Annotated in this window: 15 protein-coding genes, 1 tRNA gene and 1 riboswitch; of the genes, 7 read left to right on the top strand and 9 right to left on the bottom strand. The window is 63.7% G+C overall.

Annotated features, from left to right (window positions below; all coding sequences use genetic code 11):
* Positions 1-116 precede the first annotated feature (116 nt).
* The gene (locus tag WEB61_RS15425) at positions 117-491 is read left to right on the top strand and encodes a response regulator (RefSeq protein WP_368065227.1); all 375 of its coding nucleotides are present in this window, start codon (positions 117-119) and stop codon (positions 489-491) included.
* Positions 492-545: 54 nt separating this feature from the next.
* Here WEB61_RS15425 and WEB61_RS15420 read toward each other — a convergent pair whose 3' ends face one another.
* The 3 genes from WEB61_RS15420 to WEB61_RS15410 all read right to left on the bottom strand — a co-directional run bounded on the left by WEB61_RS15420 (position 546) and on the right by WEB61_RS15410 (position 2571).
* On the bottom strand, positions 546-1022 hold the full coding sequence (locus tag WEB61_RS15420) for a transposase (protein ID WP_368065226.1): 477 nt from the start codon (positions 1020-1022) through the stop codon (positions 546-548).
* A 412-nt stretch (positions 1023-1434) separates the two neighbouring features.
* Positions 1435-1508: transfer RNA gene (locus WEB61_RS15415), tRNA-Gly, on the bottom strand.
* Positions 1509-1551: 43 nt separating this feature from the next.
* Complete coding sequence (locus WEB61_RS15410) at positions 1552-2571, bottom strand: DUF2804 domain-containing protein (protein WP_368065225.1); 1020 nt, start codon at positions 2569-2571, stop codon at positions 1552-1554.
* A gap of 89 nt (positions 2572-2660) precedes the next feature.
* Here WEB61_RS15410 and WEB61_RS15405 point away from each other — a divergent pair, with 89 nt between their 5' ends.
* The gene (locus tag WEB61_RS15405) at positions 2661-3605 is read left to right on the top strand and encodes a radical SAM protein (protein WP_368065224.1); all 945 of its coding nucleotides are present in this window, start codon (positions 2661-2663) and stop codon (positions 3603-3605) included.
* Here WEB61_RS15405 and WEB61_RS15400 read toward each other — a convergent pair.
* Entirely contained in the window at positions 3602-4750 is a 1149-nt protein-coding gene (locus WEB61_RS15400) for an alpha-hydroxy acid oxidase (protein ID WP_368065223.1), read from the bottom strand. The genes WEB61_RS15405 and WEB61_RS15400 overlap by 4 nt on opposite strands.
* Positions 4751-4976: 226 nt before the next feature.
* On the opposite strand from WEB61_RS15400, the gene WEB61_RS15395 reads away from it, so the two are divergent.
* Together WEB61_RS15395 and WEB61_RS15390 are read left to right on the top strand one after the other, a co-directional pair.
* Positions 4977-5708, top strand: coding sequence for a dienelactone hydrolase family protein (locus WEB61_RS15395; RefSeq protein WP_368065222.1), 732 nt, complete (start codon positions 4977-4979; stop codon positions 5706-5708).
* Positions 5709-5823: 115 nt separating this feature from the next.
* Positions 5824-6465 carry a GNAT family N-acetyltransferase gene (locus WEB61_RS15390; RefSeq protein ID WP_368065221.1) on the top strand — a complete coding sequence of 214 codons (642 nt, stop codon included), beginning with the start codon at positions 5824-5826 and terminating at the stop codon, positions 6463-6465.
* Here the strand turns inward: WEB61_RS15390 and WEB61_RS15385 are convergent, their stop codons facing one another.
* Positions 6466-7626 (bottom strand): 2'-deoxycytidine 5'-triphosphate deaminase, encoded by a 1161-nt coding sequence (locus WEB61_RS15385; protein WP_368065220.1) that lies wholly within the window; start codon positions 7624-7626, stop codon positions 6466-6468.
* Positions 7627-8169: 543 nt separating this feature from the next.
* Positions 8170-8249, top strand: a riboswitch (SAM riboswitch).
* 40 nt (positions 8250-8289) lie between these two features.
* On the opposite strand from WEB61_RS15385, the gene metZ reads away from it, so the two are divergent.
* The 3 genes from metZ to argE all read left to right on the top strand — a co-directional run bounded on the left by metZ (position 8290) and on the right by argE (position 11306).
* A complete protein-coding gene (gene metZ, locus WEB61_RS15380) occupies positions 8290-9489 on the top strand; it encodes an O-succinylhomoserine sulfhydrylase (RefSeq protein ID WP_368065219.1) in 1200 nt (399 codons plus the stop codon).
* A gap of 154 nt (positions 9490-9643) precedes the next feature.
* Positions 9644-10036 carry a Co2+/Mg2+ efflux protein ApaG gene (gene apaG, locus WEB61_RS15375; RefSeq protein WP_368065218.1) on the top strand — a complete coding sequence of 131 codons (393 nt, stop codon included), beginning with the start codon at positions 9644-9646 and terminating at the stop codon, positions 10034-10036.
* Between the two features lie 91 nt (positions 10037-10127).
* Entirely contained in the window at positions 10128-11306 is a 1179-nt protein-coding gene (gene argE, locus WEB61_RS15370; RefSeq protein WP_368065217.1) for an acetylornithine deacetylase, read from the top strand.
* Positions 11307-11315: 9 nt separating this feature from the next.
* On the opposite strand, the gene WEB61_RS15365 is transcribed toward argE, so the two are convergent.
* From WEB61_RS15365 to WEB61_RS15350, 4 genes are read right to left on the bottom strand one after another with little or no spacing between them, the layout of a single operon-like run.
* On the bottom strand, positions 11316-11912 hold the full coding sequence (locus WEB61_RS15365) for a hypothetical protein (protein ID WP_368065216.1): 597 nt from the start codon (positions 11910-11912) through the stop codon (positions 11316-11318).
* Positions 11909-12859, bottom strand: coding sequence for an Hsp33 family molecular chaperone (locus WEB61_RS15360; RefSeq protein ID WP_368065215.1), 951 nt, complete (start codon positions 12857-12859; stop codon positions 11909-11911). The genes WEB61_RS15365 and WEB61_RS15360 overlap by 4 nt, the downstream gene beginning before the upstream one ends.
* On the bottom strand, positions 12856-13785 hold the full coding sequence (argF, locus tag WEB61_RS15355; RefSeq protein WP_368065214.1) for an ornithine carbamoyltransferase: 930 nt from the start codon (positions 13783-13785) through the stop codon (positions 12856-12858). The genes WEB61_RS15360 and argF overlap by 4 nt, the downstream gene beginning before the upstream one ends.
* Entirely contained in the window at positions 13782-14993 is a 1212-nt protein-coding gene (locus WEB61_RS15350) for an aspartate aminotransferase family protein (RefSeq protein WP_368065213.1), read from the bottom strand. The genes argF and WEB61_RS15350 overlap by 4 nt, the downstream gene beginning before the upstream one ends.
* Positions 14994-15264: the final 271 nt, after the last annotated feature.

The raw sequence follows: 15264 nt of genomic DNA, 5'->3' as shown, positions 1-15264 counted from the left end.
ACTCGACACAAACGGCCCGCTTCGGGACACCGAATTTACCGGCAGTTAAGCCCGCCGCCGTCTGATGGGGCGTCCGGCGACGTTTTCCGCCGACGATTTTCGCTGGGAGTCCCTGGATGCGCGCTTGTGTACTTGTCGCCGACGACGATCCGGAGCAACTGCAGGAAATGACCGAGTTTCTGCGGGCGCACGGGTTCGATGTCATCACGGCCCGCGACGGCCATGAGGCCGTCGAGCGTATTGCCGGCGAACGCCCGCGCATTCTCATGCTCGACGTCAACATGCCGGGCTGGGATGGCGTTCGCGTCGCCGAGGCCGCACGGAACCTCAACCACAAAGTGATTATCATGCTGATGACGGGCGAGAGCGATAGCTATCGCTATGCGAGCCTCGCCGATTGCGGCGCCGTGGAGGTGTTCCGAAAGCCCGTCCATCTGGCGAAAATCACCAGCTTCCTGCATTCCGCTCTGGGGCAGACCGACGCGGCTTGAGCACATCCTGCAGACATTCTCACCGGGCACACCGCACGAAACACGAGATGCGCATCAGCGCTGCCGGAACGTGCCATCCGCGAGTGCGCGGAGCTGCTCGTCGAGCCGTGTCGTCATTCCCGGCATGTCGCGTTTCAGCGCCTCGATGCGCGCAAGCATACTCTTGGCGGTCAGGTACGCAACACTGAAACGACGGCTTACCTGCGAGGCGGTGAGTCTCTGGTTCCTGATCTCGACCGCGTGGAAAAGTTTGACCCAGGTGGACACGGGCAGACGGGAGCGATGCAACTGGGTGCCGGAGGTAACGCTGTACTGGCACCGGCGGCAAGCCTTGCACGTCCACAGACCCGGGCGCGTGGTCAAGCGGCTTGCCGCACCATGCGCGCCGCAATTCATGCACACAGGCCCATCCGGCCAGCGCGCCTTTTCGAGAAGCTCCCGGCAAAACTCGTCCGACTCGATCATTGCCGCGACCGAATGCTGGCGATTTTCACCGGCTTCCGTTCCGCGTCCCGGGCGATAGCTGTGCATCGTGTGTAGAGGCTCCTGCGACATCCGCTTGCTCGCTTGCCATTCATGCGGAGCGCGAACAGACTATCGAGGCCGCACTGCGACAATGCCTTCGCACCCACGGCACCGTGGAGGGCGCCGGACAAATCGGCGATGGGAAGGCAGGCCGAGCCGCAGATTCGGACCGACCTTGAGTGCAGGGTGGGGCGCCCTCAAGATCGTCGGATTTGCAGGTGCTCTCGGCTCGTCTCCCTTGCCGCCGGGGATGGTTCCGCGCACTCCAGGACCAACTCGATACGGTCCGTTCGGCTCCGACACGATTGTCGCAACAGGCACCGCCAAATCATTGGGAATTAAGTCGAATTGTGTAATCGCCGCCTGTCGGTAGGCGGATTTGGGCAGGTGGAGGATGAGGTCTTGGGGATGGCCGGACTGGAGCGGGTGAAGGGAATCGAACCCTCGTCGTAAGCTTGGGAAGCTTCTGCTCTACCATTGAGCTACACCCGCGACCGGCCATTAAGTACGGTTTCAGCGGGTTTCGCGCAAGAGACTACCAGCGGTTCTCCACTTCCTCCGCGAAACCGAGGAAATCCTTCACTTCGATCCGGCGGCCATCGTCAAGGACGGCGAAACCCGAAAAGCGGCCGAAAACCTGGTGCTGAATCGAACGGAGGATTTTCAGGTCAACAGCGGCGCAGCGGTCGACAATCGGCTGGAAGTCCATCTCGAAGCGGCCGTCGCTGCTGGAAAAGCGCCAGGGCGCGCCGTCATAGGTGCCAGATGGGATATGGAAGGTCACATCGTCGAGCTTGTGGGCGACACCATCCATGAAAACCATGTTTTCGGTCGCCGCCGACGTGTCGCCAAAGCCGTAGCCAATGTTGAAGCCGAAGGATTGTCCGCCGACCAGACCGGAGGCCGAACCCCAATACCACGTGTTGTCATAGGTCCAAACGCCACGGCCCCAATCGAGCAGGCCGAAAGCGCTGGCGGGCGCAAAGACATGTTCGCGGCCGTCCATCTCGACCCGGCCTTCCGCCGGCATGCAGTTGATCTTCTGGTTGTAGTAGAAGGCGCGCGGCGCACCCGGAAAGGGTGTCGCAATGACCATGCGGTCCATCGGCGGCTGGGCGAGGAAGATTTCTCCCTTGAGACCGCACCCACCGGCAAAACCCGGGCAAGCGACGGAAAGACGTCTTCCGCCCGGCTCGTGACGGAAAGCGAGCGAAATCCTGGGATGGTTTTGCACGATGTCGCCCGCGTCGGCACTTCCCGGAAGCCCCATGCGCCCGCGTGGAAAAGGGATCGTCACACTTTCGGTGACCGTGTCCGGCTTGCTGAAATCGAGCCATGAGGCGGAGAGAAAACCCATATAGGCGTTGTCGGCCACGGTGAGCGCGAGGCCGCACACCTCGTCAAGAACGCAGTAATAGTCCCACTCCTTGATCCGGTACCAAGGCGCGCGGATCGCCTCGCGGCGATAGCGACGCATTTCCCTACGCGCCCAACCTGTCTCCTGAAGCTGCCCCTGCCCGTCCAGAAGATCGCCCGCCGTCAGTTCATGCTGCATGAAATCGCCCCCTGTTCATTTTGCCGCAGCCTACCCGGCCTCTCGGATTTGTGAATAGGCGTGCGCGCCGGGAATGCTAGGTTTTCGCCATGACAGCACTCGCCGCCGACCGCCCCCGCGAAAAATTTTCCGACCCCGGGCTGACCGCCAGGGGCGAAGCCCGCGCGCATGTCGCCTTTCATGGCCTCAAAACGCTCTGGCTCAACACCGGCACGCTCTGCAACATCGAATGCGCCAATTGCTATATGCATTCGAGCCCGACCGACGACCGCCTCGCCTATCTCACAGCATCCGATGCGAAGCATGTTTTCGACATGGTTGAGCATGATGCTGTCGAGATCGGTTTCACGGGCGGCGAACCGTTCATGAATCCCGACATGCTGACCATGATGCGCGACGCGCTGGGGCGGGGCCATTCCGTGCTGGTCCTCACCAATGCCATGCAGCCGATGCAGCGGCCGGGGATAAAGCATGGCCTGCTCGACATCAAGGCGCGCTATGGCGAGCGGATGACACTGCGGATCAGTCTCGACCATCACAGCGAGGCGTTGCACGACGCCGAGCGGGGGCCGGGAAGTTTCCGCAAATCCATGGAAGGTTTGCGCTGGCTCGCCCGAGAAGGCTTTTCGATTGCCGTCGCCGGCCGCAGTGTACCGGGCGAGACGGAAGAGGAAGCGCGGCGCGGCTATGCGGCGCTCTTCGTGCGCGAGGATATTCGTCTCGATACGGATGACCGGTCGGCGCTGGTCATTTTTCCCGAAATGGACGAGAAGGCCGATGTGCCTGAGATCACGACCGCCTGCTGGGACATCTTGCATGTGAACCCGGCCGATATGATGTGCGCGACAAGCCGCATGGTGGTGAAGCGCAAGGGCGCGGCGCGCCCCGTCTTCGTCGCCTGCACCTTGCTGCCCGACGATCCGCAATTCGAGATGGGCGAGACGCTTCAGGAGAGCCTGAAGCCGGTGAAGCTCAATCACCGGCACTGCGCCAAATTCTGCGTTCTCGGCGGCGCTTCCTGTTCGTCCGGCTAGCGAAAATGCAGATTGCCGCGGTTGAGATCGGCGACGGTACGACAGCCCATTAGCTTCATGTCGCGTTCGATCTCCTCCCGCATCAGGCCGAGCGCGCGCTCGACACCGGGCTGGCCGGCCGCCGCCAGTGCATAGAGATAGAGGCGGCCGCCCGAACACGCCTTGGCGCCGAGCGACAGAGCCTTGAGCACATGGGTGCCGCGCTGAATACCGCCCTCGCAGATCACGTCGATCTTGTCGCCCACCGCATCGACAATCTCGGCCAGCTGATCGAACGGGCTGCGCGAGCCGTCGAGCTGACGCCCGCCATGGTTCGACACCATGATGCCGGTGCAGCCGATATCCACCGCGCGCCTCGCGTCGGCAACACTCATCACGCCCTTGAGCGCGAAGTGCCCGCCCCATTTGGCGCGGATCGCTTCGGCATCCTTCCAGCTCATCGACTGGTCCAGCATGGTGGAGAAATAGCTGCCGATCGAGGTCGCAAGATTGGTGCCTTCCTGCACATGGTCTTGCAGATGCGGCAGTTCCATTTTCGGGTGGGTCAGATAGCTGACCGCCCAGCGCGGCCGCGCAGCAAAGCTGAACAGGCTCTTGAATGTGAGCCGCGGCGGCGATGTAAAGCCAGTCAGGAGATCGCGCTCGCGATTGCCGCCGGTGATGGTGTCGACGGTGAGGGCCATCACGTCGAATTTCGCGGCCCTGGCGCGCTCGATCATGCTGTCATTCAGGCCGCGATCCTTGTGGAAATAGAACTGGAACATTTTCGGCGTGTCGATCATCGCGCCGATTTCTTCCACGCTCACCGTGCCGAGCGAGGAGACGCCGAACATGGTGCCGTATTTCTCAGCCGCGTGCGCCACCGCCCGCTCGCCGTCCGGGTGGAATAGCCGCTGCAGCGCGGTCGGTGCGCAATAGACCGGCATGGCGAGCTTCTTGCCAAAGATGGTGGTCGACATGTCCACCGTCTCCACCCCGGCGAGCACATTCGGCACGAGGTCGCATGTTTCGTAAGCCTCGGTGTTGCGCCGGTAGGTCAGTTCATCGTCCGCCGCGCCGTCGATGTAGTGAAAGATGGGAGACGGCAGGCGGCGGCGGGCGAGCGCGCGGAAATCCTTGAAATTGTGGCACCTGGCAAGACTCATCGAAACTCGCTTCGGCGCTCAGGGCGCCTTGAAAATGTTTTGAAAGCTTCAGGCCCCGGCGCTGACAGAAAAAGCGGCGGCCAGACGGAAGGCGAGATACATCGGGTGAATCTAACCGGTCCTTCGACGGTTGACGATAGGGCGGCGAAGGAAAGGTTTGGCGGGCGCGCTGGGCGGCCCCTATCCTCTCTTCAGCGAATCAATCAATCGATACTGGGAGGCTTTCATGTCCGCTCCGGCGAAGATCTCGACCGCGTTTGTCGAGTACAGCGACGGCGAGACGGTTTTCGAGGGCTATGTCGCGCATCCGGAAGGTGCGGGCAAGCACCCTTGCGTGCTGCTGGCACATGACTGGAGCGGTCTCAATGGCGGCATGCGCCAGCGCGCAGAGGAAGTGGCGCGGCTCGGCTACACCGCCTTCGCCATCGACGTCTACGGCAAGGGCGTGCGCGGCGACGAGCAAGGCGACAACACGGCGCTGATGGCGCCGTTCCTCGCCGACCGCGCGCTGTTGCGCAAGCGGCTCATGGCGGCGCTCGACGCGGCGGCGAAACATCCGGCCGTCGACACCGCAAATATCGGCGCGATGGGTTATTGCTTCGGCGGGCTGTGCGCTCTCGATCTGGCGCGCGCCGCGCCGCCGATCCTCAAGGGTGTCGTCAGCTTTCACGGGATTTTCTATCCGCCCAATCTCGGCGATCAGCCGAAGATCACGGCAAAGGTGCTGATCCTGCACGGCTGGGACGATCCGATGGCACCGCCCGATCATGTGACGGGCGTTGCGAAGGAAATGACCGAAGCGGGCGCCGACTGGCAGCTCCATGCCTATGGCCATGCGCTGCATGCCTTCACGTTCGAAGGCGCTTATGCGCCCGAGCGCGGCATTGCCTATGATGCCAAGGCCGACCGGCGCTCCTGGGCGGCGATGCGGAGCTTTTTCGAGGAAGTGTTTGCCTGAACGACGGCATATTTTAGGTCATCAGACCAAAAACAAGTTGCACCACCTCCGCCCCGCCGCTAAGACTCCGCTTATTGGTCATGCGACCAACCGTGACGGATGAGCGGAGGCAATCATGGGCATCGACATTCTTGCGGCCGACAAGGCGCTTGCGGCACAACATGCCGTGCATATTCCGGACCTTGTGGCCGCAACCGGTCCGGCCTCCTACGATTACATTTTCGGGCCGAAGGCAGAGGTTTACGCGCCTTTCATCGAGACAGCCTGGCTCGCGCCCGACAATTTCTTTTCCCACACGCAGTCGGCGATCGCGCTTGAAGACGGAGTCTTTCGCGGCGTTCTGATCGGCCATGACGGTCCGGCGCATTACCGGCTGAAAGATGCGTTGTGGCCGCTTCTCGACGGCCTCGTGAAGCAGGGCAAAGTGAGCGCGGCACATCTCGCGGCGCTCGCCGAGCGCGCCGATATCGCGAGCTACATGAACCCGCACGTGCCGGAGGATTGCCACTACGTCATCGTCGTGTCGGTGCCCCCCGCCGCGCGCGGACGCGGCGCCGGCAAGGCACTGCTCGAAAATGCCATCGCCCATGCGCGGCGCCAGGGCTTCCGCACGGTGCATCTCGATGTGATGTCGGACAATCCGGCGGTCGGACTTTACCGGTCGATGGGGTTCCAGCCCATGGCCGAAACCATCACGCCCATACCCTGCCGCGAGCACGGGATCGCCATGGAACTCAGGATGGTGCTGCCGCTCTGATCACTTCGTTCTGAAGTGCTTCGAAAGCTTGAGGCCCTGGCGCTGATAGTGGGAACCGGTGCCGGCGCCGTAGAGCCGCGTCGGCCGGTCGGTCAGGCGTTCGAGCACGAAACGGCCGACGATCTGACCGTGTTCGAGAATGAAGGGCACCTCGTGCGAGCGCACTTCGAGCACGATACGGCTACCCGACCCGCCGGCCTCGCGCGCGCCGAAGCCCGGATCGAAAAAGCCCGCATAATGTACGCGGAACTCGCCGACCAGCGGATCGAAAGGCACCATTTCGGCGGCATGGGTCGCCGGGATGTGCAACGCCTCGCGCGAGGCGAGAATGTAGAATTCGTCCGGATCGAGAATAAGATGGTTGCGGCCCGGACGCGCCGTCAGTGGATCCCAGAAATCGAGCACGTCATAGGCATCGACGCTGTCGATGTCGACGACGCCGGAATGGCGCCGGGCGCGATAGCCGATAATGTCGCCCTCGCGCGGCGGCGCAAGATCGACGGTGAGCGCAATGCCGCCGTCGATATCGGCCTCGCTATCGACCAGCTTGAGATCCTCATGCAGCCGCTTCATTTCGGCGTCGGTGCATGTATGCGTGCCGCGGCGAAAACGGATCTGCGCCAGCCGCGAGCCGGGGCGCACCAGAATGGGAAAAGTGCGGGGGCTGATTTCGAGATAAAGGTGACCCTTGTAGCCGGCGGCCACGCGGTCGAACTCGGTCGCGAAATCGGCGATCAGACGGGTGAAGACGTCGAGGCGGCCGGTCGAACTTTTCGGGTTGGCGGAAGCAGACGTCCGCTCCGACAGCGCCAGCGCTTCGACCAGCGGCACCAGATAGACGCAGCCCGTTTCGAGCACCGCCCCGTCGCGCAGATCGATCTTGTGGAGCATCAGCTCCTCGACCCGCTCCATCACGCCGCGATCGGGACCGGGCAGAAAACTCGCGCGCAGGCGATAGGCGACCGCGCCCAGCCGCAGGTCGAGGCTTGCCGGCTGAATCTGCGAGGGTTCGATTTCGACCGCGCCCCAGATTTCCTTTTCGCGGATCAGGGCCTCGATGCCGTGCGCCGGCAGGATGCCGGTCGCATGCATCTGGCCGGCGCCGAGGCGGCGCGGCTCGTCGTCGCGATGGGGAAAGAGGTCGTCGGCCGCCTTGGTCATGTTGCCTTGCTCGTCCGGGCGATGAATTTCGTATGCTCCTTATAGGTCCACGCATCGTGGCCGGGAAGTGTCGAGCTTCCTTACCCAATGCCACCGCGCTGTCGCGTCTATGTTCTTGATTTGTACCTCACACCGCGAATAGTGATTTGGTAGAGTTGCTTTCCGGTACCTGTTTTCGCATGAGAGATAAAACCATGCCTCCTCAGAGTTGGGGTGCGCCTTTGAGCGACCGTCGCTTCGTGCCATAAATTTCTCATGATAATAGAATGTGAAATCAGACGCGGCGGCCAATGGCACCTCATAGGCATCGAAGAAGCGCTTGCCCATAGAGACGGGGAGATGCGTTGTGTCGAATGTCACGGGCAGGTCTATCCGCATCGAAAATACAACAATGGAACGCCTGCCCATTTCGAACATCGCAAAGCTCACTCGGGATGTTCACAAATACTCAGCACATATTCAGGGCCCCCTAAATATCTTCACCCGAACGCATTGAAGTGACGACCATCTCTTGACGCGCATTTCCAATACCCCTTTAATGCGCCCCGATCCCGTGGTGATTTGAGCCGACCGGCTTGCGGCCACGTTAAACAATCCGCTAAAGAGGTCGGGCCGCGCGCCCCGATCTTTACAGGTCGGGGTTTTTTATTGGGGGCAACCCGGATGAGCAAGACGACACGCGACGGCCGCAAACTGAAGGCCCGTACCGAAGCCGTGCATGGCGGCACCGCCCGTACACCCTTTGGCGAGACCAGCGAGGCGATGTTCCTGACCTCGGGCTATGTCTACGAGACGATGGAGGCAGCCGAGCGGCGCTTCAAGAACGAGGAACCGGGCTTCATCTACAGCCGCTTTTCGAATCCGACGGTGCGGATGTTCGAGGAGCGGATGGCCGCGCTCGAAGGCGCGGGCGATGCGCGGGCGACCGCGACCGGCATGGCCGCCGTCACCGCCGCCATGCTCTGCTATCTCAAGGCGGGCGATCACGTGCTCTCGTCGCGGGCCCTCTTCGGCTCGTGCCGCTATATCGTCGACGAATTGCTGCCGCGCTTCGGCGTGACCTCGACGCTTGTCGACGGGCGCGACATCGAGGCGTGGAAGGCGGGCGTGCGGCCCAACACGCGGATGCTCTTTCTCGAGACGCCGTCGAACCCGACGCTCGAAATCATCGACATCAAGGCGGTGGCCGAAATCGCGCATGATGCCGGCGCCAAACTCGTCGTCGACAATGTCTTTGCGACGCCGACGCTGCAACGGCCGCTCGAACTCGGCGCCGATGTCGTCGTCTATTCGGCGACCAAACACATCGACGGGCAGGGACGCTGCCTCGGCGGCATCGTGCTCGCGGACGAGGCGTTCATCGCCGACCATCTCGCCAATTTCCTGCGCCAGACGGGGCCAAGCCTCAGCCCGTTCAACGCGTGGGTGATGCTGAAAAGTCTCGAGACGCTCGATCTGCGTGTGCGCGAGCATGCAAGGAGCGCGGACACGGTAGCGCGCTTCCTCGAAAGCCGGAAGGGGATCGGCCGGGTCTTCTATCCGGGGCTTCCGAGCCACCCGCAGCACAATCTCGCCATGAGCCAGATGGAGGCCGGCGGCAACATCGTCGCCTTCGAGGTCGAGGGCGGCAAGGAAGGCGCGTTCCGTTTCGCCAATGCGCTGCAAGTGGTCAAGATTTCCAACAATCTGGGCGACGCCAAGAGCCTCATCACCCACCCGGCAACGACCACGCATCAGCGCCTGACGCCCGAGGCCCGGGCCGAACTCGGCATCGGCGAGGGGCTGGTGCGCCTCTCGGTCGGGCTCGAGGACACAGCCGACCTTGTCGAGGATTTCGAGCGGGCATTGGGGGCGCGACCGTAGGGCGCACCCGAAATAGTCGCCAAACGGACATAAAAACGCCGCCGTTAAGGGGAATTTATAGGGTGCCCGGTAGTCTGGTAAGCCTGTGGAAAGGTCTGGGGCAGAAAGCCCCTCCCCCACAGGCAACCCGACGCCTTCGCGCAAGGATCGCCCGATGTACAGCGCCATGACACGCTCCATCAATATTCTGGTTGAACCGACCTATCTCGAGGATCAGTCGGAGCCCGATCAGGATTACTATGTCTGGGCCTATCATGTGACGATCGAGAACAAGGGCCGCGAGACGGTGCGGCTCCGCGCGCGCTACTGGAAGATCACCGATGCGTGCGGCCATGTGCATGAAGTGCGCGGCCCCGGCGTCGTCGGCGAGCAGCCGCTGCTGAGGCCCGGCGAGAAATTCGAATATACGAGCGGCACACCGCTCGGCGCGCCGTCCGGCATCATGTTCGGCAATTACGAAATGGAGAATGAGGAGGGCGAGACCTTCGAGGTCGACATCCCCGCATTCTCGCTCGACAGCCCCTACGCGCCGCGCCTCCTGCATTGAGGCCGCCGGCCTCGCTTCCCCGTTCCGGCCGCGTTAGGATGACATATCTCTTTCGTGTCACCCTCCCAATGCCTGCCGGAATGCCAAACCCATGCCTGCGCCGCAACGCCTCAGCCCCCGCGAGATGATCGAGACGCTCATTTCGTTCGACACGACGAGCCATCTCTCCAATCTCGCCCTTGTCGAGTTCGTGGAAGGCTATCTCGCCAGCCACGGCGTCGCCGCGCAGCGCGTGACCAATGAGGATGGCACCAAGGCCAATCTCTTCGCGACGCTCGGGCCGGCCGATGCGGCAGGCGGCATCGTCTTGTCGGGCCACACCGATGTCGTGCCGGTCGAGGGGCAGGACTGGTCGAGCGATCCGTTCCGCGTGGTCGAGCGCGACGGCAAGCTCTACGGGCGCGGCACCAGCGACATGAAAAGTTTCATCGCGGTGGCGCTCGCCTTCGTTCCCGAATTCCTCAAGGGCGGTCCGCAAATTCCGGTCCATTTCGCGTTGTCCTATGACGAGGAGGTCGGCTGCCTCGGCGTCCGGCCGATGATCGACGGCATCATCCGCGGCATGCCCAAGCCCCAGGTCGTGATCGTCGGCGAACCCTCGTCGATGAAGGTCGTCAATGCGCACAAGTCGATCCAGTCCTACGCAACCGTCGTGACCGGGCTCGAAAGCCATTCGAGCGCCACCGACAAGGGCGTCAACGCGGTCATGTATGCGGCCGAGCTGATCGGCTTTCTTACGCAAATCGCCGAGGAGATGCGCGAACGGGGCGACGCCTCGGGGCGTTTCCGCCCGCCCTACACCACCGTCAATGTCGGGCCGATCCGCGGCGGCACGGCGCTCAACATCATTCCGAAGACCTGCCGCTTTCTCTGGGAATACCGGGCGCTGCCCGATCTCGATCCCGACGAGATCGTCACGCGCTTCAACGCGCATGCCGAAAACGAGGTGCTGCCGCGCATGCGCGCCGTCCATCCCGGAGCGAAAATCGAAACGACGCTGCGCGCGCAGGCACCGGGCCTCGCACCCGAGGAAGGCTCGCCCGCCGAAACGCTGGTGCTGAAACTCGCGCAAGGCAACGCGGCCGAAGCCGTTTCCTATGGCACCGAGGCCGGGCTCTTCCAGCTCGCCGACATCCCGACGGTGGTGTGCGGACCGGGCGACATCGCGCAGGCCCACAAGCCGGACGAATTCGTCGAATTGTCGCAGATCGCGGAATGCGAGCGTTTCATGCGCCGCCTTGCCGACTATGTGTCAGGCCGGCCGATCTAGCTGTTCGCGCTATTTCAGCACCGCTCCCATCGAGCGTCTGATCTCGGCGCTCATTTCCTCGTCGAAGCGCGTCGCGAGATCCTGCATCAGTGCCGCATAGGCCGCATCGCGGTCGTTGAGGCTGGCGCTTTCGAGAATGGTGCGGGTGGCGTTGACTTCCGCCTCGGCGGTCCAGCTTCCATGCGCGCCGGCGGGGCCGGGGCGCTCGACCGCCATGCGCACTTTCAGGCGCGCCGTCAGCTTCGTGTCCTGCTGATCGCCGAAGAGGCCCGTCAGCCCGCCCTTTTTCTCCAAAGCCTCCGACACGACACTGCCGTCGAGGATCGAGAAGATTGCCGCGCCGGCCCCGCCGGCGGCAACGAGGCGCGAACGCGACCAGGCGCTGGCGACCCCCGCCGGCGAGAGGCGGTGCAGATGCTCGACATGGGGCGGCCGCGCGGGCGAGCCATATTGCTCGTCGAGCACGATCGCCGCGACATCGAGATTGAGTGGCGCACGCACAACAAACGCAACATCGCCGGGCGGCGGCGCGGGCGGCGTGGCGCAGGCGGCAAGAAACAGAACCAAAACAAGGCAGAGGCGGCCAGTCGCAGGCAAGGCTGTCATTCCTTCAATTCCTCGGGCGTGAAGACATAGACCGCGCTGCAGAATTCGCAGGTGGCCGTGACGACACCTTCCTGCACCATTTCGTCGATTTCGTGGCCACCGAAGGAGCGCAGCACCGTTTCCATGCGCGCACGCGAGCAGTGACAGGAAAATTCGACCCCGGAAGGTTCGTAGGCGCGCACGCCGTCTTCGTGGAAGAGGCGGAACAGCAAGCGCGTGGGCGCCAGCTCCGGATCGAGCAGCTCGTGATCCTCCACCGTATCGAGGAGGATTGCGGCCCGGTTCCAGTTTTCCTCTTCCTGCGTCCAGGGACCCTCGGCCTCGCCTTCGCGATAGCCGGTCAGGCCGCCGTCGCGTGCGATGTGCTGGATCATGATGGCGCCGGCGCGCCAGTTCTTTTCAGGTCCACCCTCGGCGCGATGATAATAGGGGCCGGCGGCAAGCCTGATGCGCGTCGCCACCTGTTCCGAGCTTGCGAAATATTCATGCGCGGAGTGGCTGAGGCCCCGCGCGTCGAGCGCGACGATGCCCTGATAGCGCTCCATGTCGGCGCCCTGGTCGATGGTCAGCGCCAGGAAACCCTCGCCCAGCAGATCGGCCGGCGCCGCGCGGCCCGCCGCCAGCGCGTCCGCCAGCCGCGCCTCGTCGACCTGCGCATAGCCGCGAAGCCTGCCCGGCGATTCATAATCGGCCACCAGCAGGCCGACCGGGCCGTCGCCCTTGGTTTGCAGAATGAAGCGGCCTTCGAATTTCAGCGCCGAGCCGATCATCGCGGCGAGCGCCAGCGCCTCGCCGAGCAGGCGCGACACGGGTTCGGCATAGGCATGCGCCGACAGCACGCGGTCGACAAGCGGACCCAACCGGACGACGCGGCCGCGAATGCCAAGATCCTCGATCTGGAACGGCTGAACGAGATCGTCGATACCCGTTGTCGCGGCATCGCTCATTGAAAACACCACGCCAGCACACCCTTCTGCGCGTGCAGGCGGTTTTCGGCTTCGTCGAAGACGACGGAGGCGGGGCCATCGATCACGCCGGCCGTCATTTCCTCGTCGCGATGCGCCGGCAGGCAGTGCATGAAGATCGCGCCCTCGCCCGCCACCGCCATCAGCCGTGCGTCGACACGGTAAGGCGCCAGCAGGTTGTGGCGGCGCGCGGCCGTTTCGGCGTCGTCGCTCATCGAGACCCAGGTGTCGGTGTTGACGCAATCGACGCCGGCCACCGCCACGAAAGGATCGGCGGTGACGAGGACCTTCGCACCCTTCTTCTTCGCCCATTCGAGAGCCTGCGGCGACGGCGCAAGCTCCGGCGGACAGGCGATGCGCAATTCGAAATCGAGCTGGCCGGCCGCGTGAATCCACGAGGTCGCCATGTTGTTGCCGTCGCCGATCCAGGCAACGCGGCGGCCCGCGATCGGCCCTTTATGCTCCTCGAAGGTCATCACATCGGCCATCAGCTGACAGGGATGCGAGAGGTTGGTCAGTCCGTTGACGACAGGCACGGTGGCGTGCGTGGCCAGTTCCATCAGCGTCGCGTGATCGGCGGTACGGATCATGATGGCGTCGACATAGCGCGAGAGAACGCGCGCCGTGTCGGCAACGGTTTCACCGCGGCCGAGCTGCATGTCGTTGCCGTTCAGGATCAGCGTCTCGCCGCCGAGCTGGCGCATCGCGACGTCGAAGGAAACGCGGGTACGCGTCGATGGCTTCTCGAAAACCATCGCAAGAAGCTTGCCCTTGAGCGGCTTGTCGGAATCGGGCTCGGCATGGCCAAGCCCTGTTCGTGCGGTCTTGCGGGCTGCCGAATCGTCGAGGATCGCGCGCAAGGCGGCGGGCGACACTTCATGGAGATCGAGGAAATGCCGCAGGCTCATGATGCCGCTCCCGCTTTTTTCGTTTCGGCGTCAAGCGCGGCTTCGAGCACGGTGCAGGCCCGCGACAGTTTCTCGACCGCCTCGTCGAGATGAGCCTCGCCGATGATGAGCGGCGGCAGCAGGCGCACCACATTGTCGCCGGCGCCGACCGTCAGCATGTGTTCTCCACGCAGCGCGGCCACCAGATCGGTGTTGGGCACCCGGCATTTCAGCCCGAGCATCAACCCCTCGCCGCGCACGCTTGCGACGATGCGCGGATGCTGGTCGGCCAGCATGGCGAGTTTCTGTTTCAGCTTCAGGCCGAGCGCGCGCACATGCGGCAGGAAGGCCGGGTCGAGCGCAAGGTCGAGCACCGCATTGGCGACCGCCATCGCCAGCGGATTGCCGCCGAAGGTCGAGCCATGCGTGCCGGCCGTCATGCCGCGCGCGGCCGGTTCGGTCGCCAGACAGGCGCCGACCGGAAAACCGCCGCCGAGCGCCTTCGCAATGGCCATGATGTCCGGCGTCACGCCCGCCAGCTCATGCGCGAACAATTTGCCGGTGCGGCCCATGCCGGTCTGCACCTCGTCGAGCACGAGCAGGATGCCGGCCTCGTCGCAGATGTCGCGGATACGCCGCAGATCTTCCGAAGGGATGACGCGGATGCCGCCCTCGCCCTGGATCGGTTCGATCAGTACGCCGGCCGTTGCCGGGCCGATCGCTTCCTTGAGCGCCTTCAAATCGCCGAAGGGCACTTGCGGGAAGCCCGGCGTCGCGGGGCCGAATCCGTCGAGATATTTCTGCTGGCCGCCGGCGGCGAGCGTCGCCAGCGTCCGGCCGTGGAAAGCGCCTTCCATGGTGATCAGTTCGTAACGCTCCGGCGCGCCCGCCACCGCATGATATTTGCGCGCCATCTTGATCGCGCATTCGAGCGCCTCGGCGCCGGAATTGGTGAAGAAGACCGTGTCGGCGAAGGTGGCCTCGACCAGGCGCTGCGCCAGCCTTTCCTGGCCGGGGATGCGATAGACATTGGAGGTGTGCCAGACTTTCCCGGCCTGCTCATTGAGCGCGGCGACGAGATGGGGATGGGCATGGCCGAAGGCGTTGACGGCGATGCCGGCGCCGAAATCGAGATAGCGCTCGCCTGTCGTCGTGACGAGCCAGGGGCCTTCGCCACGCTCGAATTCGAGGTCGGCCCGCGCATAGGTCGGCAAAACGGGAGTAATCACGGGAATCTTGTCCTTCTCACAGCTTTTCCGTCAAAACCGTCTCGGGGAAAGGAAGGAGCGGACATCGCGGTCAATGCGCGACGAACGGGCTCCGGACCTTCCATGCGAGACGGCAGTTTCCTGCGGCCGCAACCCTCAATGGCCACGGCATCCTCGCTGTCAGCGTCGTCGTTTCCCGTTCAAGATCATCTCGATCACCTTGTGGCCCCTCCGGCCGGGCTCGCGCCCAATAGAAAAAGCCGCCTGAAAAGGGCGGCAGTCCGGGAAGCAG

The sequence above is a fragment of the Parvibaculum sp. genome (genome assembly GCF_040882025.1).
GTDB lineage: Bacteria > Pseudomonadota > Alphaproteobacteria > Parvibaculales > Parvibaculaceae > Parvibaculum.
The sequence above is the reverse complement of the archived record's forward strand: the minus strand, read 5'-3'. Positions and strand labels throughout refer to the sequence as shown.